Genomic DNA, 22,034 nt, shown 5'->3' with positions numbered 1-22,034 from the left:
TGCAAGTCGGCATATCCAATGGAAGAAGCTATAAGAGCAGGGGCAACCTTTGTCAGAGGGCTGTGCCAATGCTGAAGTCAAAGGTACGGGTTCTATCGAACTCCTCCTTTTTCAGGGGGAAACCAAACTCAAAGCGCAACGGGCCAAACGGGGAGACCCAGTGAAGCCCAAAACCGGCAGAGACCCGGGGAGAGCTGGATTCAACCGTATTGACACCTCCCCCCAGTTTTTCAATATCACCGATCAGGCCCGTATCGACGAAGGTTATACCTCGCACCCCTTTGTCACCCAAGCCAAGGAAAGGAAAGATCAGTTCGGAATTCAGCTGCCCAAAATAGGTGCCGCCCAGGGCTTCGCCATCGTTGCTGCGCGGTCCCAGACCACCGGGCTTGAAACCCCGAATGCTCCGCGAGCCACCCAGGAAAAACCTTTCAAAGATGGGCACATCATCACCCAGGCCTTCAACGATGCCCGTGCGCCCGCGCAAGTGTCCGACCAGATCCCCCTTGCCGATCAGTGTATGATAGAAACTGTGATCTGTCATGGCCCGTGCGAAGCGTACATCACCACCCAACCCGGAAAGGTCGGTCCCCAAACGGTGAGATCGACCCTCCGTAGGGAGAAAACGGTCATTCAGGTTGCTCCACAACAAGCTGTTGCTGACCATGGATTGCAGGTAGGGGCTCCGCTGCGCCTGCTCCTTGATGATATTCGAGGCAGCATCGGCAACATCGTAAATTTCCACATGGGTCAAGCTATAGGTCACAGTATCCGACAGCCGGTCATTCAGGGGAAACCCAAGGCGCAAATCGCCCCCGAGGTTATTCTGTTTATAGGCGGAAGTGGACAAATAATTTGTTTTCCGGTTAAAAATATCAAACCCTGCCGACATGTTTCGGTCCATGAAGTAGGGTTCGGTGAAACCCAGATTGAAGTTCGAAGAGTGGGCCGAAAGGTCGAAGGAGAGGGAGACCCTCTGGCCTTTCCCAAGAAAATTGTTTTGCGTGATACTGGCCGATCCCATCACCTGATCTACGGTGGAGTAGCCTGCCCCGATGGTGAAGGCGCCCGTAGCCTTTTCTTCCACCTTGATTTGTACATCGACCCGATCTTCGCCATCAGCCGCCTGTGGCGTTGTGATCTCAACCTTTTCAAAAAAATTCAAGGCATCCAGGCGACTTTTCGACTTACGAATGCGACTGGCTGAAAAACGTTCCCCCTCGACCACGCGCATCTCCCGACGAATCACCTCGTCCCGCGTCCGGGTGTTGCCGGATATGTCGATGCGGTTCAGATAAACCCGCCGACCTTTCTGGATATTGAGAAGGATATCCACGGTCTTGGTGTCATCGTGAATGGAAAGATCGGGCTGAATATCCAACATGGCGTAGCCAAAATCACCAACCTTGTCGTTGAGTTTATCGAGTGAATTGCGCAACTCCTCACGGGAGTACCAATCGCCACTCTTGAACCCCAACTCTGCATAAAGATCCTGTATGGGCAATTCATCAAAATCACCCTTGATTTCGGTACGACCAAATTTGAAACGCTCCCCCTCCTGGATCGAGTGGGTCACGACGAAGGCACGTCGGTCAGGGGTCATTTCAGCCACGGAAGAGTTGACCTGGACCCGGGCATAGCCTTGATTCAGGTAATAATCCCGCAACTGGGCCTGATCGGAGAGAAGCTTTTCCCGATCATAGGTATCATCCTCGGTGAACCAGGAAAAAAAACCGGAGGGTTGGATCAGCAATTTTTTCATCAAATCGCGTTGGCTGATTTTGTGGTTGCCAATCACCCTGACATCCCTGACCTTGGATTTCTCTCCTTCGGTAATCCGGTAGACCAGGTTGATCTGGTTGTTATCCAAAGGCTTGATAAGAAGATCGATTTTAGCCAAAAAGAGCCCCTTGACCCGATAGGCCTGGCGCAGTCCGGCCAGATCCTTTTCGGTTTTGGCGCGGTTGTAGATGGATCGCGCTTTCACGCGCACCATTTTTTCCAACTCCTCCTGGGAGAAGGCGTCGATACCCTCAAATTTGATTTCGGCAATCATCGGGTTTTCTTCAACCCGGACCACGAGATCATTCCGGTCGCGATCCAGGGCCACATCCTTGAAAAAACCGGTATCATAGAGTGCCCTGAGGCTTTGCCGAATGGCTTCCGGGTCGAAGGGTTGTCCCCGATCGATCTTGAGGTAACTCTTGACGGTATCAGCTTCGATCCGTTGCGCACCCTGAACACGAATTTTTTCCACGACACCGGGTTCCTGGGCCAGGAGCGGTCGGGGAATACCCAAAAGCAGGAGCATGGTCGCCGCCAACAAACCGCTCCTGGCAGCCGACAGCATGTAAAAAGCGTTGGGTATTTTCATATCGATCTCGATCAGTGTTCCGAGAAATATCGGGAGATGTCATTGTAAAAGGCCAGAGACATCAGGGCCACGATAAACATGATCCCGACCCTGGTCGCCATCACCAATGTCTTTTCGTTCAACGCCCGTCCGAGAATGCCCTCCACGGTCAGGAACATCAAATGGCCGCCATCCAGGATGGGAACGGGCAGAAGGTTGAGAAGCCCCAGGTTGATGGAGATCATTGCCATGAAAAAAAGCAGGTTGGTTGGCCCCTGCCGGGCAGCCTGGCCCGCCAAATCGGCAATGAGAATGGGACCGCCAATCTCCTTGGGCGAAACCACACGGGTGATGATTTTCCAAATACCCGTCATCATCATGTCGGTCATTTGCCAGGTATGGACGACACCATGGCCCAAAGCCTCCCAGAACGGATAGCGGACGATCTCTTCATCCCGGCTGGGAAGGATGCCGATCAAAACCTGCTTGACAGGTTCACCAAAAAGGTTCGGCACTTCATGCACACGGGGCAGTATGGAGACCTGAAAGGTCTTTTCGCCCCGGACAACGGTCAGTTCGACAGACTCGCCATGACTTTTTTTGATGCTCCGGCTCATGACATCCCAACGCTTGACCGGTTGATCCCCAACAAAGGTGATCCTGTCTCCGGGCAACAAACCGGCGGACTGGGCAGGCATCCCCTCCGACACACTGCCGATGACCGGCAACAGTTCGCCAACGCCGATCATGTTGGCGGCAGTCACAGCAACGATGGCAAATAAAAAGTTGAACATCGGCCCGGCAAGAACGATACAGAAGCGCGGAAATACAGGTTTGGCGTTGAAAGCGAAGGGACGATCCTCCGGGGCGATGGGGTCGGTATCATCCGGAGACTCCCCCAGCATTTTGACGTAACCGCCCAGAGGAATGGCAGCAAGTTGATATTCCGTACCCTTTTCGGAGGATCGCCACGACCAGATGCGGGGGCCAAAACCCAGCGAGAAGACCAATACCTTGACCTGGAAAAAGCGGGCTGCCAAAAAGTGACCCAGCTCGTGAACGAAAATCAGAGCTCCCAGGACGACAACAGCCCAAAAGATGGTGCTGGTCAACATGGATGCACCGTCCTGCCGGAGATGCGGTGCGACCACTCCCGAGCTTTGCTCCGGGCCATCATGTCCCATTCCATCACATCCTGGAGAGTATGCACGGGAGATCCGCCCAACGTACTCAAGGTCTGTTCGACCACATGCGCAATGCCCGGGAAAGAGAGGCTTTCCCCCAGGAACGCGCTGACAGCCACTTCATTGGCAGCATTCAGAATGGTGGGTGCCGCCCCCCCGGCGCGCAAGGCGTCATAGGCCAAACCAAGACAGGGAAAATCCGCACGGTCAGGAACAGGATAAAAAAGCAGGCGGCCCAGCGCAACCAGGTTGAGGGAGGGCACAGGAACCGGCACCCGGTCAGGAAAAGCCAGGGCCACAGCAATCGGTGTCCGCATATCGGGAACTCCCATTTGCGCCAAAATCGAACCGTCCAAATACTCCACCAACGAATGTACTATACTATCGGGATGAATCACCACCTCTATCCGATCAGCAGGAACATCAAACAGCCAGTGGGCCTCGATCACTTCCAGACCTTTGTTCATGAGGGTAGCTGAATCGATGGATATTTTTTTTCCCATGTTCCATTTGGGGTGCGCCAAGGCTTGTTCGGGTGTGACCTGGGCCAGTTGCGCCTGCTTCCACCCCTGAAAAGGGCCACCCGAGGCGGTCAAAATCAGGCGACGCATGGCATTTTTCTGGTTGAACACCTGAAAGATGGCACTATGTTCCGAATCCACTGGAATAAGGCGGACATGGTGCCGGGCCACCTCCTCCATGAACAGAGAGCCCGCCATGACCAGGCACTCCTTGTTGGCCAGGGCGACATCCTTGCCAGCCCGCACGGCTGCCAGCGTCGGAGGCAGGCCCGCTCCACCCACAATGGCAGATACTACCATGGCGACCGATGGCCAAGCGGCCACCTCCATCACTCCCTGCTGACCGGAGAGGACTTGGACAGAGGTATCGGCCAACTCCCGGGTCAACCAGGATGCTCCTTCCTGGTCTTCCACAGCCACAGCCTCGGGGTGAAATTGCCGTGCCTGGGAGGCCAACAACCGGACATTGCGCCCCGCAGCCAGGGTCGCGACACGAAAACGGTCCGGATTGGCGGCAATCACATCCAGGGTGTTGAGACCAATGGATCCTGTGGAACCCAAGATGGCAATGTTCTTAATTTCCAATCAGGTCGACTCCAAACAGACAAAGGTTCAACACCGGCGTGGCCAGCAACAGGCTGTCCAGACGATCCAGAAGGCCGCCATGGCCGGGGATCAAGCTTCCAGAATCCTTGACGTTCGACTCCCTTTTGACCATCGATTCCGCCAGATCGCCCCATTGCCCAACCAGAGAGAGGATCAACCCGAGGAGCAGGATATGCCACGGTTTGTAGGTCGCAAGGAGGAGGGTGGCCGCCAGCCAGCCAGCCAAGGTGCCAAAGGCCAAACCACCATAAAAGCCAGCCCAGGTTTTACCGGGGCTCAGCTGCGGAGCCAGTTTTTTCTTGCCAAAGGCCCGGCCAGCGAAATACGCCCCGATATCGGTCCCCCATACGATCAACAGTAGCATGCCCAACAACGACGGGCCATGGGGCATGGCATGAATCTGGAGAAAGAGAACCAGGGGCATGGTGCAGTAAATCTGCCCAAAAACAAGAAAGCCCGTGCGATCCAGCACCCGGTTTTCCGGGGAGAAACGCCATGTCGCCACACCAAGAAAGATGGCCAACCCACCCGTCAGAAGAGCAGGCAGCCAATCGGCTCGACCCATGCAGTGCGAAATGACGAGCAACCAACCCAGGCAGATGGACAACGCCAGATCGACGCGGACCAGAGGCGGGCGAAACCGGTGCCACTCGTACAGCAGGCCGGCCACAATCAACGAGACAACGACGCAAAGCTGCTGTGAGGTTCCAAAAAAGAGCAGAGCCAGGGTTAATGGCGCGAGCACAAGGGCGGAGACAATCCGAACAATCATCCTGGGTGAACGGGGATGCAGTTATTGCGCAGCGCCAAAACGGCGTTCGCGGTGGCTGTATTCCATGATCGCTTCGTGCAGATGGTCGCGATTGAAATCCGGCCAGTGGATGGACATGAAAACAAGCTCGGTGTAGGCCACCTGCCAGAGAAGAAAATTGCTGATGCGGCGCTCACCCCCGGTGCGAATCAAAAGGTCCGGGTCTGGTTGACCGGCGGTCGTCAGATATTGGTGAATATACGCTTCGGTGATCTCAAGCGGCGAGCTGATTTGCCCAGCCTGGCTTTTGGCAACAATGCCACGCACTGCATCGACAAGCTCCTGACGTCCACCGTAATTAAGAGCAATATTAAAGTTCAACACGGTATTGTGGCGCGTTTTGTCCTCCATTTCGCGCACCAAGTCGCGAATGTTCGGGGCCAGCTCCTGGATGCGACCCAGGGCGCGAAAGCGAACCCCTTCCTTGACCAGTTCGTCCATCTCTTTCCGGAGGTGCAGGGCCAGAAGGTTCATGAGGGCCGAGACCTCCTCGGCGGGCCGATTCCAATTTTCCGAAGAGAAAGTGTAGAGAGTTAAGGTGGGTATTTTAAAATCAATGCAGGCCTCGATTGTCCGACGCACCGCCTTCACCCCCTGGCGGTGCCCCTCCAGACGCGGCAAAAAGCGAGACTTGGCCCAGCGCCGGTTGCCATCCATGACGATGGCGACATGGCGAGGCAGCTGCTCTTTTTTCAGTTCATTCATAAATCGTTCTTCACAAGGGTGACGACAGGATCACAAAACTCAGATGGCAAGGATGTCAGACTCCTTTTGCGCGACAACTTTTTCGATATCAGTGATTTGTTGGTCGGTGATCTCCTGGACTGATTTTTCCATCTGGCGGGCAACATCTTTGGACAGTTCCTTGTTTTTTTCCTGTTTTTTGACCAGGTCGATGGCATCGCGTCGGACGTTGCGGACAGCAATCTTCGCCTGCTCCCCAAACTTATGCACCACCTTGACCAACTCCCTGCGGCGTTCCTCGGTCAACTCCGGCAACGGAACGCGGATCATGTCGGCGTCCTTGATGGGGTTCAGACCCAGGTTGGCCTCGTGAATGGCCTTTTCGATGGCCGAGGTCGTTCCTTTGTCCCAGGGCTGCACGGCGATCATTCGGGGCTCGGGCACAGTCAGGGATGCCAACTGGTTCAGGAGCATCTGCTGGCCATAGACCTCAACGTGAATGTGCTCCAGGAGCGCCGTCGAGGCTCGACCGGTGCGGACCCCTGCCAGCTCCGCACGAAGGACATCCACGGCCTTCTTCATTCTCTCCCGGGCATCCTTTAAACGGGGATCGTTCATAAGGCCTCCTCTATCAAGGTTCCACGTCGTTCGCCCTGCATGATGGCGGTCAACACACCACGTTCCAGTATGGAAAACACCAGGATAGGCATACGGTTGGCCTGGCACAAGGAGATGGCGGTCAGATCCATCACCTGGAGTTTCCGCTCCATCACCTGGTCGAAGGTCAGGCGGTCGAAACGTTCGGCATGGGGGTGGATTTTGGGGTCGGCGGCATAAACGCCATCGACCTTGGTGCCTTTCAGGAGCAGGTCTGCCCCGATTTCAACAGCCCGCAAACTGGCAGCCGTGTCCGTAGTGAAATAAGGATTGCCGGTACCGGCAGCAAAAAGGAGAATGCGCCCCTGTGCCAGGGCTTGCAAGGCCGCACGCAGGACAAAGGGCTCGGCAACCTGTGGCATGGCAATGGCAGATTGCACCACGCTCTCCAGGCCCAACGATGCCAAGGCATTCTGGATAGCCAGGGAGTTGATGACCGTCGCCAGCATACCCATATGATCGCCACGGGCCCGTTCCAGACCACGGGCGCCCTCTGTGCCTCCCCGGTATATATTCCCCCCCCCGACCACGAGGGCCAACTCCACACCAGCCACATGGGCAGCCTGAAGTTCACGGGCAAGCCCATCCATAAACCGATGGTCGAACGTATCCCGGGAAGAGCCCATCAGGGCCTCCCCGGACAGTTTGACCAGCACACGACGATACCGGCTATTGGCATTCACGATGATCTACCCCAGCTGCTGCGCAACCTCCTCGGCAAAGTTTTTTTGTTCTTTTTCGATACCTTCGCCCAGGACGAAACGGGCAAAGCCCGTACAACGGACCGGGGCGCCCAGATCCTTGGCAGCGGCCTGAAGAACTTTGGTTACGGAGGCATCCTGATCCATGATGAAGGGCTGATCCAGGAAGCACACTTCGGCATAGTATTTGTTCAAGCGACCTTCGACCATCTTGGCGATGATATTTTCCGGCTTGCCGGATGCGCGCGCCTGTTCACTCAGAACCGCACGTTCCCGATCCAGTGCCTCGGCAGGAACCAACTGCCGATCCAGGTAGGCAGGAGCGGCGGCAGCGACATGCATGGCCATTTTTTTGCCCAACTCGGCCAATTCAGCTCCCTTTTGGGAAACAGACTCCATGACCACGATAACACCGATTTTCCCACCCATATGCAGGTACGGTGCAACCATCCCGGGCACGGAGGTCTCCAGGAGGGCATAACGGCGGATGTTCATGTTCTCGCCGACAGCAGCAATCTGCTGGGTCAACTCCTCGCTGACGGTGTGGCCGGTCCCGGGGAAGGGAAGCGTTTTCAGCGCCTCGACATCCTTGGGGGCCTTCTCCAGGGCAAGTTGGGCCAACGTCTCGCCGAACTGAATAAACTTATCGATTTTGGAGGCAAAATCGGTCTCAAGGTTGACTTCGAGAAGGACGCCACGTTGACCTTTGGCGGCGGCAAAGACTTTGCCTTCGCTGGCCACACGGCTGGCTTTTTTGGCGGCGGTGGAGAGTCCTTTTTTGCGCAACCAATCCACGGCGGCTTCCAGGTTGCCATCCACCTCAGCAAGGGCCTTTTTGCAATCCATCATGCCGGCGCCGGTCTTTTCCCGAAGTTCCTTGACCATCTGGGCTGTCACTGCCATCGGTATTCTCCCTTGTCTCTCAGGTCACGACTCATCGTCGAGGGCGATCATCTCTTCAAGGAGGGGGTCCGAAGGCGGCGAAACAGGCTCAGGCTCTCTCTTACCGGCATCTTCCGGCATGGTCTCCTTGCGGATCTGCACACCCTCAAGGATGGAATCGGACATTTTACGCAGGAAAAGGGTGAGGGAACGTATGGCATCGTCGTTGCCGGGAACCACATACTGGATCGGGTCGGGATCGCAATTGGTATCGACAAGAGCCACGACCGGGATACCCAACTTGTTGGCCTCCTTGACGGCGATGGACTCCTTGTTGGTATCCACCACGATCAGCACATCCGGCAGGTACTCCATTTCCTTGATCCCGCCGAGGGCACGTTGCATCTTTTCGCGCTCACGATCCAGCCTCTGCGCCTCCTTCTTGGTCAAGGCCTCGAAGGTACCGTCACTTTTCATCTTTTCAATGTCTTTGAGGCGGCGGATGGAGCCCTGGATGGTCTTCCAGTTGGTCAACGTTCCACCCAGCCAACGGTGGTTGACAAAGTATTGATGACACCGTTCGGACTCCTGGGCCACCATGTCGACCACCTGCCGTTTGGTGCCAACAAAAAGAACATGCCCCCCTTTGGCCACGGCATCCTGGACGAAGCCGCAGGCGCTGCGCAGAAGTTGGACAGTCTGTTGCAGGTCGACGATATGGACCTTGTTGCGGGAGGTGAAGATGAAGGGGGACATTTTCGGATTCCAACGCTTGGTCTGATGACCAAAGTGAAACCCGGCTTCCATGAGTTCCCGAATCGTGATTTTAGTCACTTGTTTCTCCGTTTTTCGGTTCAATCCGCCGCCGGGACCGTGGTGCGCGATCCAACCCGATTGTGGGCACCGGGACCGCCAGTCGCTCGGCGTGAGAAATTAACTGCACCCAGACCATTCCAGGCAAGGATCTTATACCACCAACCCCTCCACGACGCAACGCCCCGTCAGGATCCCGGGCATTTCCCACACATACGGTTTTCTTCCCGTTTGGTTCCCTCTGCGGACCACAAAAAAACATCTATGTCTGGATGCCGATTTCTTATTGAAGGTTTTGCACAAGAACCTTATCCTTCCCCTTCCACGGAGCACGAGAAGCCCAAGTCGATGGTTCATAGGTGAATTCTATTGGGCACAAGTTTTCGTTATGGACGCATTGTTGATTGACGGATCCAGATCAGGTGCAGTCTTTATCATAATCCTCTCGGAGGTGAAACATGACGAGTGGCAACGCCGCAAGCCAAACAATACTGGTCGTCGGCGGCGGCATGAGCGGTCTGACTGCCGCCCTTGAGGCTGCCGAAGTGGGACACGAGGTCATCCTCGTGGAAAAATCTCCCTACCTCGGTGGCCGCGTGGCGCAGCACAGCAAGTATTTTCCAAAGCTGTGCAGTCCCAACTGCGGCTTGGAGATCAACTACCAGAGACTCCGGAACAATCCCCGGATCACCTTCCACACCTTGACGGAGGTGGAGAATATCCAGGGGACAACGGGCAAGTACACCGTGCGTCTCCGGCAAAATCCGCGCTTCGTCAACCACAAGTGCACGGGTTGCGGCGATTGCGCCCGGGCCTGTGATGCAGAGATCCCGAATCCGTTCAACTTTGGCCTGGGAACCACCAAGGCGATCCACGGTGGCCACGAGATGGCCTTTCCCAGCCGGTACGTGATGGATGCCGAGTTTGCCAAGAGCGACGCCGCGCGTCAGTTGGTCAAGGTCTGTAAGGTTGGCGCCATTGAGCCGGATATGGCTGCCAAGAGTGTGGATCTGGCAGTGGGCTCCATCATCTGGGCCACGGGTTGGAAACCCTATGATGCTGAAAAGATTCGTCCTTACGGATTCGGTCAGTATGCCAACGTCACCACCAATATGCGTTTTGAGCGCATGGCCGCCCCTTTCGGACCCAGCAAGGGGAAGATTCAACGCCCCTCCGATGGCAAGGAACCCGCATCGATCGCATTCATTCAGTGCGCCGGGTCGCGGGATCACAACTATCTGCCGTTCTGCTCCCGGATCTGCTGTCTCGCCTCGATGAAGCAGGCCACCTACGTCCGCGGCCAATATCCAGACGCCAAGGTGACCATCTTCTACATCGACCTGCGGGCCATGGATCGCTACGAAGGGTTTCAGAAAAAAGTCGAGGCTGATTCGAACATTCGCTGGATCAAATCCAAGCCGGCCCGCATCGAAGAGGATGCGGCCACCGGCAACCCCATCGTCATCGGGGAAGACACCCTGACCGGGGTGCGCTACCGGGAGAGTTTCGACATGGTGGTTCTGGCCACGGGGATGGAACCCAACTCCGCCGCGCAACCCGTTCCGGCGGAAGGTGTTCCCGTGGATGATTATGGGTTTGTGGTCAACGCCGGGGGTGGCATCATCTCGGTCGGCTGCGCCGCTGGTCCACTGGATGTGGCCGGTTCGGTGCAGTCTGCCACGGCGGCAGCCATGAAAGCGATCCAGAGTCTGGCCCAAGCGAAAGGATAAGTGGCGATGGAAGATACAAAGATCGGCTGTTACGTCTGCACCGGCTGCGGGATTGGTGAAGCCCTCGACATCGAAGCCCTGAAAAAAGTCGCCCAGAAGGAACAGAAGATACCCGTTGTCAAAAATCATGAGTTCCTGTGCGGTGCCGAGGGACTGGAGTTTATCCGCAAGGATATGACCGGCGAAGGGGTCAATGCCCTGGTGATCGCCGCATGCTCTCCCCGTGAGCAGGTGGAAGCCTTCCGCCTGGGAACCCAGCTCATGGACCGGGTCAGTCTGCGGGAAATGGCAGTCTGGTCCACCGCAGTCGCCGAAGGAGACGACACTGCTGCCGAAGATCGGCAGATGATGGCCGAAGACTACCTCCGCATGGGGTGCGTCAAGGTCAAAAAAATGAACCAGCCTGTCCCGTTCGAGGATCCTGGATTTTCCAAGGATGTTCTCGTGGTGGGTGGGGGCCTTTCCGGTCTGACGGCAGCCAAAGAGGTCGCCGCCGCCGGTTATCAGGTCACCCTGGTGGAGAAAAGCGCCAAGTTGGGAGGCAAAGTGGCTGAGATGCACAAGGTCTCCGCCAGCAAGCCGCCCTACCGGGATCCCCAGCCCAATCCCATTCAGGATCTGATAGGATCTGTTCAGGGCCATGCCCGGATCAAGGTTCTCACCGGCACCACGGTCAAGATGACCGCCGGCGCCCCGGGTCTCTTCGATGTCACCTTGCACGGCGGTGGCAAGGATTCTGTCGTCCGCGTGGGCGCCATCATCGTCACCACCGGCTTCAACATGTACGATCCGGGCAAACTGGGTCACCTCGGTCATGGCGTCTCTCCAGACGTCATCACCAGCCTGGAGTTCGAGGCCATGGCCAAGGCAGGCAAGATCGTCCGTAAATCGGACGGTCAACCCGCCAAACGGGTCGCCTTCTCCCTGTGTGCCGGTCAACGCGACACGAACCACCTGGAGTACTGCTCAGGGGCTTGTTGCGTCTACTCCATGAAGCAGGCCCGGTATGTCCAGGAGCAGTATGCCGACGGCTCCGCCTATGTCGTCTACCAGGAGATCCGCACCCCGGGTCAAATGGAAGATTTTTATCGCGGCGCCCAGGATGCCGGCACCATCTTCATCAAAGGCGACATCCAGAAAGTTGCCAAAGGCAGCGGTGGCCTCACCATTGACCTGAAGGACAAGCTTCTGCGCACCCAGGAAAATTTGGAGGTCGATCTGCTGGTTCTTGCCAATGGCATGGTTCCCAACATCGACAGCCAGGATCCCAATGTTCCCTCTCCCGTGGGCAAGGATCAGGACACCAGCAGCTTTGTCCTGAACCTGCAATATCGACAGGGCCCCAGCCTGCCGGCCTTGAAATGGGGGTTCCCGGATTCGCACTTCATCTGTTTCCCCTACGAAACCCGGCGTACCGGCATCTATGCTGCGGGTCCGGTTCGGCGTCCCATGGGTATCGCGGCCAGCATCACGGACGCCACGGGAGCTGCCCTGAAGGCGATCCAGGTGGTCGAATCGGTGTCCCGCGGCGCGGCGGTACATCCCCGGGCAGGAGATCTCTCCTATCCTGCGTTTCGCATCGAAGGTTGCACCCAATGCAAACGGTGTACTGAAGAGTGTCCTTTCGGCGCCATCAACGAGGACGAGAAAGGCAACCCCCTCTTCAACCCGACGCGGTGCCGACGTTGTGGCACCTGCATGGGGGCCTGTCCACAGAAGATCATCTCGTTCGCCAACTATTCGGTGGACATGATCGGTTCCATGCTCAAAGCGTGCGAAGTTCCCGAGGAGGACGAGGAAAAACCCCGGATTCTGGTCTTCTGCTGCGAGAACGATGCCTATCCGGCTTTGGATATGGCAGCGCGCAATCGGGCAACATGGAGTTCCTACGTGCGTATCATTCCCCTGCGCTGCATGGGCTCCATGAACCTGGTCTGGATCGCCGATGCCATGTCCAGTGGTTGGGACGGCGTCCTGTTGATGGGCTGTCGTCACGGTGATGACTATCAGTGCCACAACGTTCGTGGCTCGGCGCTTGCCGAGATTCGTCTGAGCAAGGTCTCCGAGACGTTGCAAAAACTGAAACTGGAGTCGGAACGGGTGCGCATGCTGGAAGTCAACATCATGGATGCAGGCACGCTGCCGGGACTGATCAACGATTTCGTCGATAACCTGGTGAAGCTGGGACCGAATCCCTTCAAGGAGTTTTGATTTGGTTCCGAACCACACGGTTGCATCATAATCTGGCAGGAGATCGAAAAAATGGCTTATAACCTGTCGTTTGCCCGGGAGGTGTACAAAAACGCCGAGATGGGGCACTGGATCAAGATGTGCATGCAGTGCGGCGTCTGTTCCGGTTCCTGTCCCCTGGGACCGCATTGGGAGTTTGGCCCGCGACAAATTTTTCAAATGGTGCGGGCCGGGAAGGAAGAGGAGGTGTTGAAGAGCAGCTCCATGTGGATGTGCACCTCCTGTTATAACTGTATCGTGCGTTGTCCCCGGGGTCTGCCCATCACCCACATTGTGCATGGCTTGGCGCGGTACGCCATCGAGAAGAGTCGCGTCGACCCCAACCAGACCACCCAGCGCTTTGCCACCAGGGTGTTCTGGAGCAATATTGTCAAGACGGGCCGCGTGGGAGAGGCGGAACTCTCCATGCGTTTGTACTTCATCGACGGCATAGGCCAGGGAATCAGCAATGTCCTGGAAATGAAGGATGTGGCCCTGGGCATGCTCAAATCCAAGAGGCTAAATCCGATTCCCATCCGAGGCAAGATCAAAGGCTATGATGGCTTCAAAAAAATGTTGGACAAGGCCTTTGAATTGGAGAGCAAGAGGGGGGCTGCGAAATGAAGGAATACGCCTTTTACCCGGGGTGCAGCTCGGAAAAAATGGCCTCGGCGGCCAACATGGAAAACTCCGTTCATGCCATGTGCCGTATTCTGGGCATACACCTCAAAGAGATTGATGACTGGAACTGTTGCAGTGCATCCATTGGTTATGCCGGAGGGGGGCAACTGCCCCGCATGGCCCTGACGGCGCGTAATTTTGCTCTGGCCCAGGCCCAACAACCCGGCAAAGAGGTGGTTGCCACCTGCGCGGCCTGCTGGCTGGCCCTGCGGGAAACCCAAGAGCGCATCGAGGAGGAACCACACGTCAAGGCCGACATCGACACTGTTCTGGCTGCGGCTGGTTTGTCCTACGACGGCCATACCAAGAGTCGGCATATGGTCGAGGTGCTCATCGAGGATATTGGCTGGGATACCCTCAAATCCAAGGTGACCAAACCCCTGACCGGCCTGAAGGTGGCCGGCTATGTGGGGTGTCAGACCAACCGACCCTTCGGCGTCGTCGGGGACAACTATGAAAATCCCCAATATCTGGACAAGATGATCGCCTTGACCGGTGCCACGGCGGTTCCTTTCCCCAAAAAGGTCGCCTGTTGCGGTGGCGCTCTGGCCTTCTCGGAAAATGAAAAGGCATGTGCGCTGATCAAGGAGATCCTGCAATCAGCGGCGGACAATGGCGCCGAGGTCATCCTCACACCCTGCCCGGTTTGTCAATTGAACGTGGAGGTCTATCAGGGGAAGGTCAACAAGATGTTCGGCACCCGTTTCAACATACCGGTGTTGTATTACTCCCAGCTTTTTGTTCTCGCCTGGGGGGGAAGCTGGCAGGATGCGGCTCTGCATCAACAGGTGGTTCCAGCCGACATCTTAAAAAAGTTTGCCTGATCCTCGACCCGGTCATGACCGGATAAACCATGCCTGAATCCAAAACCCGGGACGCCTGAGTCCCGGGTTTTTTACGTCTGCAAGGGTGATCATTCGGCATCGGACGTAACTGTTCAATTCCCTTTCAAAAAAACCTGGATATGAATGCCTTTATCAGGGCTTCGCCCCGAACCCCACCAAGACTCTGTCCTAGACCTGCCAGGGAGCCAGCCCCTGGGCCCCGATTCGTTGCCGGATAGTGAATCGTCACCACCTGACAAACCCTTTTCATGAGGGTTCGTGTCGGTCTGACTGGACAAGAGATCGGGTCGTTCTGCACGATGAAAGGAAAAAAGCCTGACGACAAACGAACCATGGAACGAAGCAAAGATAAGGGATACTCTGTGGCCATCCCTGCCTTTCAGTCCGGGTTTTTTTTGCCAACGTGGATAACACCCATGCACCACATCGACATTGAGCGCAACCCTCGTGGCTTTTTCTCTTATTTTCAGAAAATGCTGCCGATGTTCCCCGTCGTTTTGGGTGGGGGGCTTCTCTTTCCGGGAGGTGCGTCTGCCTTTCAGGTCGGATCGTTGAATGTTTTGAGCGAACCTGGAAAACCTTTTCAGGCGCAGTTTGCCATCTTCCCTGAACCGGGAGAAAAAATGGCTGACCTGCACATGGGCAGCCAGTCCGACTATCGTCTCCTTGGGTTGCGCTATCTTGATGCCTCAGCAAACTTTCACGTTGCATTGAAAGGGTCCGGGGAACAGATGCGGGCTGTTCTGACCAGTGCGACACCTCCGCCCAGGGGAAATTTTGATCTGGTTCTGACAGTCTCCTCCGACAGGCAAACTCGTTTTCCTCAATTTTCCGTCGACTGGGAAAAACCCAGTTTTGCCAGCCCGGCTTCTGTCCAGGCGGCAAAACCTCCTCCCCGTCATCTCCCTGTAGCCAACCCGGTGAAACCCACGACGAAGAACCTTGACCAGGAGATTGAGGTCGTTGAGGTTTCGACTCCCGTGCATTCCTCCCAGCAAGGCAAGAGGGCCAACGTTGTCGAGGTTTCGACTCCCGTGCGTTCCTCCCAGCAAGGCAAGATGGCCAACACCGCGCCGCCGGGTGATATCCCCACTTTATCCCATGATTCTCCACCCCTGCATCAGGTGCGGGAAACTCTGAAAAAGGCCTTGCAGGACGTGACATCGTTGCAAACGCAGCTGCCACACCTGGCCACAAAGTTTGAGGAGACAAAATCCTCTCTGCATCAAATGGAGTCGCGCCTGAAAAAGCTGGAGGAGAGATCGGACGCCCCCATCGCGCCTCTAGCCGGCAGTGTTACCACTCTGGAAAAGCGTGTCGCCCAACTCGAAGATTCGGTTGGTCGTCCTGTCCGGCCTGATGAAGAGGTCGCCAAGGATGATCCACGTCAGCAACGGCTGGACGATCTGGAGCGTCGCATCAAAGATCTGGAACTGACCCGGACCAGCCGGGCGGACCGCGTTCCAGTGATGCCCAAACCGGCTTCACCCGATGGGGTTGGCGAGGTCCGCTCCGGATCCTCCGCCTTGCCCGTCAAGGTCACCGCAAATCCACTGCATCAGGAGGAATCTTCGGGTTTTACGACCCAGGAGCCAGCCAAAATTTTCATGACCTGGCTTGATCGGCTCCGCCACTATGGGAATACCCCGTGGTGGATCATAGGCATTGTTTCTGCTCTCATTTTGCTGTGGCGAGGTTACCGGAGCAATCGGGATCTGGGAGGAAAAATATCCGTTCGCAAACGCCCCAGCCGTCCCCCTCGGTTTCGCTCCTCTGCTGCTGGACGGAGCGAGCACAAAGATCTCCCCAGAAGCGTAGAACCCTCTTTTTCCTCTGCGGCTGCCTTGTACCCGCCGTCTGATCTCGATGAAGCCGTCGGAGATGTCATCATTCGCAAAGCCACAGTTGCCAACGAATGGCCCAGTGGCAAAACATGAAGCGTGCATCCACGCTGAAGCCAACCCCCTGAATCCTGGTTCGTTGCCGGGTGCTGAATCGTTACGATAGGACAAGGGCAAACATATGAAATGGGGATCCAGCGTCAAGGAAGCTACCTCTTTAGCGGATGCCATGGGTTTGGCAATCCTTGACATCCGGGAGCAGTTGGACCAGCAAACACCCGACTTGGCTCTTGTTTTTGTCTCTTCCCTGTACCAAGCTGCATCGAAAAACGTGCCAGAGCTGTTGCAGAACGGCTTGCAGCCCCGCCACTGGATTGGCTGTTCCGCCCATGGTGTCATCGGCGGTGGGCATGAAGTTGAGTTTCGTCCTGCGGTCTCCATCACTGCGGCGGTATTGCCGGATGTTCGTTTGCGGGTATTCCATATGGAGTATCCTGACCTGGGAACGCTGGGATGGGACAGTGGAAATTGGCAGGAACTCACGGGCACGCTCAGCGATCAGCCTGCGCAATTTCTCCTTCTTGCCGATCCTTTCTCCTTCAATGCCGACCATTGCATGCGTCAAATGGACATCATCTATCCCGGTGCGCCCAAGGTGGGTGGAATGGCCTCTGGAGGGACGGGGCCCGGAGGCAATCTACTCTGGACAGATGGGCGATTGGATCATTCCGGGCTGACCGGGATTGCTTTGCAAGGTAACATTCGGATTGACACAGTCGTAACCCAGGGGTGCCGCCCGATTGGCAACCCCATGTTTGTCACCCGCCAACGGGAGAACATCCTCCAGGAACTGGACGGACGCAGACCCGACGAAATTTTGGCAGAGCTGATCAAAGAGTCTGCCGAGAAGGACCAGCATCTGGTCCACGGTGCTTTGTTTCTGGGACTGGCCATGGTACCTGCCCAAGTCACCTATCGACCAGGTGACTTTTTGATCCGCAACCTGATGGGCCTCAATCCCGAGAGCGGAGCACTGACCGTCGGTGGTGTCCTGGAGCCCTTTCAGGTTGTCCAGTTTCACGTTCGTGACGCCAAAAGCTCACGCGAAGATCTGATCCGGTTGTTGAGGGAGTATCAACAAAGGGAGCCCATTTCCCCCAAAGGATCGGTCGTTTTTTCTTGCCTGGGACGCGGAAGCAACCTGTTCGGACGTGCGGACCATGACACAGACCTCTTTCGTCAATTTCTTGGCAACGTGCCCCTTGGTGGTTTTTTTGGCAACGGCGAGATCGGCCCAGTCGCCGGCAAGACCTTCCTGCACGGTTACACAAGTTCCTTCGGCCTTTTTCACCCCCGCCGGAGCAAATGACACCTCAGGCCGGAACAGAGAGTATAAGGCCCTGCCAGGGAGCAAGCCCCCTGGACCCCGATCCTTGGTCGGGGGTGAATCGTTGCCTGACGCGAAAGACTTTACGCCCCTATTTCGTCAAATATTCCCGGACGCAGCTGTAGCCCCCAGGTAGGCGGAACCTTTTCCGCGACGCTCCGCACCCCGACTTCCCGTGCGCATTTTGACGATATGGCCATCCGTCATCTCTCGATCCTTCCTCACTTTGGCCAGGGCATCCTGGGCAATCGCTTCATGTGGAAATGGACCGGCAAAGACCCGAACCATGGATCGCCCGTGTTCGTCGACACTCTGCTTGTAGGTCGGCAGATCATATTGCCGCACCTGATTCATGACCCGTTCTGCCAACATGGGCACCGAAAACGAGCCCAAATACACGGCATAATCCCCCTTGAGACCAACACTTGCCTGGGAAGGCGGCCCCGAAAGGGAGGATCCCTTTTCCGGCGGGGGAGTCTTGTTTTCTTTCCCTTTATCCCAACTAGGCAGAAACCATTTCTTCAAATCCTGATCGAGGGATTGGCCCGGCGCTTTTTCACCGGGTTGCCCCGCACCTTTATCCCCCTGGGGATTTTCCTCGCCATTGCGTGGGGTGGCAGGTAATGGCTGCTGCGGACCCGGCGCCATATCGACACCATTTTCATCATCCACTGGCAGGAATTTTTTGCCACCCTTCGCTTGATTCTCATCTCGGGAAGAACCAGACCCGACACCCCGATCGTCGACCCCTCTACCCTGGGGAAGACCTTTCCAACCCTCTCCATGACGCACATCCGGGCTGACAGACGGCTCCTGCCAGGAAGGTCCAGCAGACGGCTCTTTCCAGGAAGGCAATGACTGGGAAGGTTCTGGCCAGAACGGCTCACCAGGGGTATGCGACCCACGATGATCCTGAAGAGGATTGGGCGGAGTGGCATGATGGTCGGGGGATCCCGTCGAGCGCGGGGCGTGGGAAAACCACTCCTCTATTTTCTCCTTTCCGAGTTCGTTCCCCTGGCCACCCTGCTGGACATCCCCTCCTTTCGACTTGCCCCCTGGCAGGGCGTTCAACACCTCCGGCAAGTCCATTTCAATCGGGGTGTCGGTGCTTTTTTTCACTTTTTCCAGAGTCGGCGGGGGATCGGCGTTATTTTTCACTTTTTCCAGCTTCTCTTTGCTGGCTTTGGGTTTGGGATCATGCGACTCCCCCTTCGGCGTCCGACCATCGACAACCGGCTCGTTTTTCTTGACACGTTTCGATGGATTCCATTTTGTCTTTTTGCCAACATCCTGGGGTGAATCGACCCTGTCCATTTGGCCAATCCGCGCAACGGGTTGTTGAACGTCTTGCGGCTGTCCCAGATGAAGATCGCCAGACTCACGACCTTTCCGATCTTTCTCCTTGACGACCTTGATCTCTGCACCCAACTCTTGCAGCAGGCGGCCAGCCGCAGCCTTGGCATCACGGGTTGTCGTGTATGGACCGCAAAGCACCCGGAAGAATCGTTTCCCGTTGACGACGGACAGCTTTTCAAAATGGGGGAATCCACCCTGCGCGAGCTTGTCACGGAGCGTGTTCACGCTCTCCCGACTGGCAAACGCCCCCAGGAGGAGGGCATATCCACCCTGCGCAGCAGTGGTCGTGACCTTTGGCGAGCTGTTTGGTGGGTTCTCCTCGGCAAGACGACTCCCCATGGGGGTGGTACCCGCCAGAGACATATGTGCCGGAGGTGCGTATTCGTCACCTCCCTTCGTTGGCAAAGACGCCCCCCCTGCACCTGCATCAACGAGAAGTTCGGGTGCTGCCGACTCTCCGGAAAGCGCTGCCACCTGGGTCAGCGGCTGTGTTTCCAGATACTCCCGCAAGCGCCCCATGGCTGCCATAAGCCGATAGCTGTTGGTCAGGAGATTGTACTGCTCTTTACGCAAGTCTGTGCGTGCAGTCATCAACTCATTTTCGGAGTTTAGAAGATCCAGCAACGGACGCTGCCCTGTTTGAAATTGATCGTGGTAGGCCTCGGCCACTTTTCTGCTGATATTCTGGTGTCTTTCGAGGTGCTTGACCCGATCCTGGGAGACGAGGTAACCCTTCCAGGCTTGGCGCGCCCCCTCCTCCACTTGCCGCCGGGCCTGTTCCAATTGCTCGCGCGCCTGTCCGACCCGGCGCAGGGCCTCTTCTTTCCGGGAATTGTCGCTCCCGCCGCGAAAGATGTTATAATTGAGGCGCAACATGGCGGCCACAGCCTTTGCGTAGCCACTCACGCCATCGGCGCGATCATTGGCGTTGGCGCTCATTTCCAGGTTGACTTTGGGCCAATACCCAGACTTGGCAGCCTCCTGTAAAGCCGTAGCCGCCTCCAAATCCTGACTGGCGACCAGTATGGCCGGATGGCGGGCCATGGCTTCTCTGAGAGACTCTTCCAAAGATTTTGGCAGCTTGTCAACCTGGGGTACGGGCCGGATCAAACCGCTCGGAGCCTCCCCCACAATGCGATAATACCGGGTCAAGGCATTTTCCAGGGCCCCTTCCAATGAGGATGTATGGGCATCTGCCAGCGCGAGACGGGACTCGGTTTGTTCAGCGTCGGCTTGAGTACCCACACCACGGGCGATCCGCTCCCGGACCTGACCGAGGATTTTTTTATGCAGTTGGATATTGTCGTTGGAAAATTGCAGCAGCTCGCGCTGTTTCATGACCTCAAGGTAGGCCTCGGCAGCTGCAATGGCCACGCCCTCGGCAACCTGATCATAGCCATATCCAGCCGCAGCGGCCCGGGACGTTGAAGCCTGGACGCCCGACTTGGTGGCTTGGCCATCGAACAACATCTGGTTCAGTTTGATGCCGGACTCGCTGCGACTCTGGCTGACCGCCTGATCGCCCGTCGCACGGCCAACGGGGTTGTCGGCATACTCCCGGCCCAGCGCTGTATTGACATCCACGGAGGGAAGATATCCGGACCGCGCCGTCGCGACGGACTGCTCCACCGCATATCGATTTTCCTTGGCAGCAAGGACTTCCGGATTTGTTGTGACGGCCCTGGAAACGGCCTCGGGCAAGTTTACAGCCGACCCGGGCTGAGCCATGGCAAGGGTGGCCGCCAATCCGAGAAGTGTCCAACTCTGCCATCTTTTGAATCGCGTTTTCATGGGGATCAGGACTTTCAATCTACAGCAGTTGAACGTCTTATCTGCTCACCCCACTACTGCAATCTCTGTGCCTTTACCCCTGACCCCGGCAGCCACCTTCATCTCGATGGGTCACCGCCCAGATCGTCTTTCCACCACCCATTCAGCGCCCGGCAACGAATCAGGATCCAGGGGGCTTGGGGACTCCCTGACAGGAGGTTGGACAGCATCCTGAATCCAACGGTGGGCCGGCATCACGACAGCGCCCCTCTTTGTCAACACCCGAAGAGAAGGGCACCATGCGCAGCAAAAAGGCAGCAACCGCCTGGATCTCAATGAACGCGATGCAGCTTGCTGGTCTCCATCACTCCAGCGGCCTCTTCATACTGCTCATACACATCTTCGACGATGGCATCGACAGAAGTCACATCGGTCCCCAGGTATCTGGCGATCACCTCTGTTGTCCAGAAGGCATCCCCATCATCATTGTAACCTGTTGCAGGTGGCATAGGGCCATAAACAGCCTCCATGGAGCGCCGCAACATGGATTGGACCATGGGATCGCGGCACTTCAGCAAGTAACTCCAGGCAGCATCGTAACCGGGGTCTTCCGGTCCGGCTTCCATGATCAACAGGGCGTCGGCAATCAGGGGATCTTGAAACGTGGCTCGCATGACCAATTCCTTGCGTAAGGGTGCGTCAAAGGTTCCCGTCAGAGAAAAAGTCGTCCGGGAGGTTTGGTCTCATGCCTCGCAAATTTCGTTCCCTATTTTTAAAACATCTTAACATATTGAAATAATTACATACCGTCATGCAGCATGGCAGAGTGGACAACTGCTACCAGGAAAAAAGTGCCGCCCTGGGCAACCATTACCTTCTTCTACCGTAACCATGCCAGCCCCGAGGCAGCAACGTGAACCGAGGTTGGCGCTAGTGGCTCAACCGTGTTGATTTGATGTGCAGGCAAGCCATGAATCGGGGTC

General features: G+C 56.5%; 17 protein-coding genes. 6 read left to right on the top strand and 11 right to left on the bottom strand.

Annotation, left to right across the window (positions count from 1 at the left end; all coding sequences use genetic code 11):
- Positions 1 to 52 precede the first annotated feature (52 nt).
- Genes bamA through rpsB form a run of 9 tightly spaced genes read right to left on the bottom strand, consistent with a single transcriptional unit; the run spans position 53 to position 9,233 of the window.
- Positions 53 to 2,374, bottom strand: coding sequence for an outer membrane protein assembly factor BamA (bamA, locus tag HQL63_09940; protein ID MBF0177150.1), 2,322 nt, complete (start codon positions 2,372 to 2,374; stop codon positions 53 to 55).
- Between the two features lie 11 nt (positions 2,375 to 2,385).
- Positions 2,386 to 3,468 (bottom strand): RIP metalloprotease RseP, encoded by a 1,083-nt coding sequence (rseP, locus tag HQL63_09935; GenBank protein ID MBF0177149.1) that lies wholly within the window; start codon positions 3,466 to 3,468, stop codon positions 2,386 to 2,388.
- Complete coding sequence (locus HQL63_09930) at positions 3,462 to 4,637, bottom strand: 1-deoxy-D-xylulose-5-phosphate reductoisomerase (GenBank protein ID MBF0177148.1); 1,176 nt, start codon at positions 4,635 to 4,637, stop codon at positions 3,462 to 3,464. Before HQL63_09930 ends, rseP begins: the two co-directional genes overlap by 7 nt.
- The gene (locus HQL63_09925; protein ID MBF0177147.1) at positions 4,633 to 5,409 is read right to left on the bottom strand and encodes a phosphatidate cytidylyltransferase; all 777 of its coding nucleotides are present in this window, start codon (positions 5,407 to 5,409) and stop codon (positions 4,633 to 4,635) included. The genes HQL63_09930 and HQL63_09925 overlap by 5 nt, the downstream gene beginning before the upstream one ends.
- Before the next feature lie 48 nt (positions 5,410 to 5,457).
- Positions 5,458 to 6,180 (bottom strand): isoprenyl transferase, encoded by a 723-nt coding sequence (locus HQL63_09920; protein ID MBF0177146.1) that lies wholly within the window; start codon positions 6,178 to 6,180, stop codon positions 5,458 to 5,460.
- Between the two features lie 39 nt (positions 6,181 to 6,219).
- A complete protein-coding gene (gene frr, locus HQL63_09915; protein MBF0177145.1) occupies positions 6,220 to 6,777 on the bottom strand; it encodes a ribosome recycling factor in 558 nt (185 codons plus the stop codon).
- Positions 6,774 to 7,499 (bottom strand): UMP kinase, encoded by a 726-nt coding sequence (locus tag HQL63_09910; GenBank protein MBF0177144.1) that lies wholly within the window; start codon positions 7,497 to 7,499, stop codon positions 6,774 to 6,776. The genes frr and HQL63_09910 overlap by 4 nt, the downstream gene beginning before the upstream one ends.
- Before the next feature lie 6 nt (positions 7,500 to 7,505).
- Positions 7,506 to 8,420: an elongation factor Ts gene (locus tag HQL63_09905; GenBank protein ID MBF0177143.1), complete on the bottom strand. Its 915-nt coding sequence runs from the start codon at positions 8,418 to 8,420 to the stop codon at positions 7,506 to 7,508.
- A gap of 24 nt (positions 8,421 to 8,444) precedes the next feature.
- Positions 8,445 to 9,233: a 30S ribosomal protein S2 gene (rpsB, locus tag HQL63_09900; protein ID MBF0177142.1), complete on the bottom strand. Its 789-nt coding sequence runs from the start codon at positions 9,231 to 9,233 to the stop codon at positions 8,445 to 8,447.
- 437 nt (positions 9,234 to 9,670) lie between these two features.
- On the opposite strand from rpsB, the gene HQL63_09895 reads away from it, so the two are divergent.
- From HQL63_09895 to HQL63_09870, 6 genes are all read left to right on the top strand, one after another.
- A complete protein-coding gene (locus HQL63_09895) occupies positions 9,671 to 10,942 on the top strand; it encodes a CoB--CoM heterodisulfide reductase iron-sulfur subunit A family protein (GenBank protein MBF0177141.1) in 1,272 nt (423 codons plus the stop codon).
- 6 nt (positions 10,943 to 10,948) lie between these two features.
- On the top strand, positions 10,949 to 13,153 hold the full coding sequence (locus tag HQL63_09890; protein ID MBF0177140.1) for a hydrogenase iron-sulfur subunit: 2,205 nt from the start codon (positions 10,949 to 10,951) through the stop codon (positions 13,151 to 13,153).
- A 51-nt stretch (positions 13,154 to 13,204) separates the two neighbouring features.
- Complete coding sequence (locus tag HQL63_09885; protein MBF0177139.1) at positions 13,205 to 13,795, top strand: 4Fe-4S dicluster domain-containing protein; 591 nt, start codon at positions 13,205 to 13,207, stop codon at positions 13,793 to 13,795.
- Positions 13,792 to 14,676 carry a CoB--CoM heterodisulfide reductase iron-sulfur subunit B family protein gene (locus tag HQL63_09880; protein MBF0177138.1) on the top strand — a complete coding sequence of 295 codons (885 nt, stop codon included), beginning with the start codon at positions 13,792 to 13,794 and terminating at the stop codon, positions 14,674 to 14,676. Before HQL63_09885 ends, HQL63_09880 begins: the two co-directional genes overlap by 4 nt.
- 437 nt (positions 14,677 to 15,113) lie before the next feature.
- The gene (locus tag HQL63_09875; protein MBF0177137.1) at positions 15,114 to 16,634 is read left to right on the top strand and encodes a hypothetical protein; all 1,521 of its coding nucleotides are present in this window, start codon (positions 15,114 to 15,116) and stop codon (positions 16,632 to 16,634) included.
- An 85-nt stretch (positions 16,635 to 16,719) separates the two neighbouring features.
- Entirely contained in the window at positions 16,720 to 17,907 is a 1,188-nt protein-coding gene (locus HQL63_09870; protein MBF0177136.1) for an FIST C-terminal domain-containing protein, read from the top strand.
- 117 nt (positions 17,908 to 18,024) lie between these two features.
- On the opposite strand, the gene HQL63_09865 is transcribed toward HQL63_09870, so the two are convergent.
- Positions 18,025 to 21,072 carry a TolC family outer membrane protein gene (locus HQL63_09865; GenBank protein MBF0177135.1) on the bottom strand — a complete coding sequence of 1,016 codons (3,048 nt, stop codon included), beginning with the start codon at positions 21,070 to 21,072 and terminating at the stop codon, positions 18,025 to 18,027.
- A gap of 311 nt (positions 21,073 to 21,383) precedes the next feature.
- Complete coding sequence (locus HQL63_09860) at positions 21,384 to 21,725, bottom strand: hypothetical protein (protein ID MBF0177134.1); 342 nt, start codon at positions 21,723 to 21,725, stop codon at positions 21,384 to 21,386.
- Positions 21,726 to 22,034: the final 309 nt, after the last annotated feature.

It is taken from the genome of Magnetococcales bacterium (genome assembly GCA_015231175.1).
Taxonomy (GTDB): Bacteria; Pseudomonadota; Magnetococcia; order Magnetococcales; family DC0425bin3; genus HA3dbin3.
Note: the sequence above shows the minus strand (reverse complement) of the source record. Positions and strands in the feature narration are given on the sequence as shown.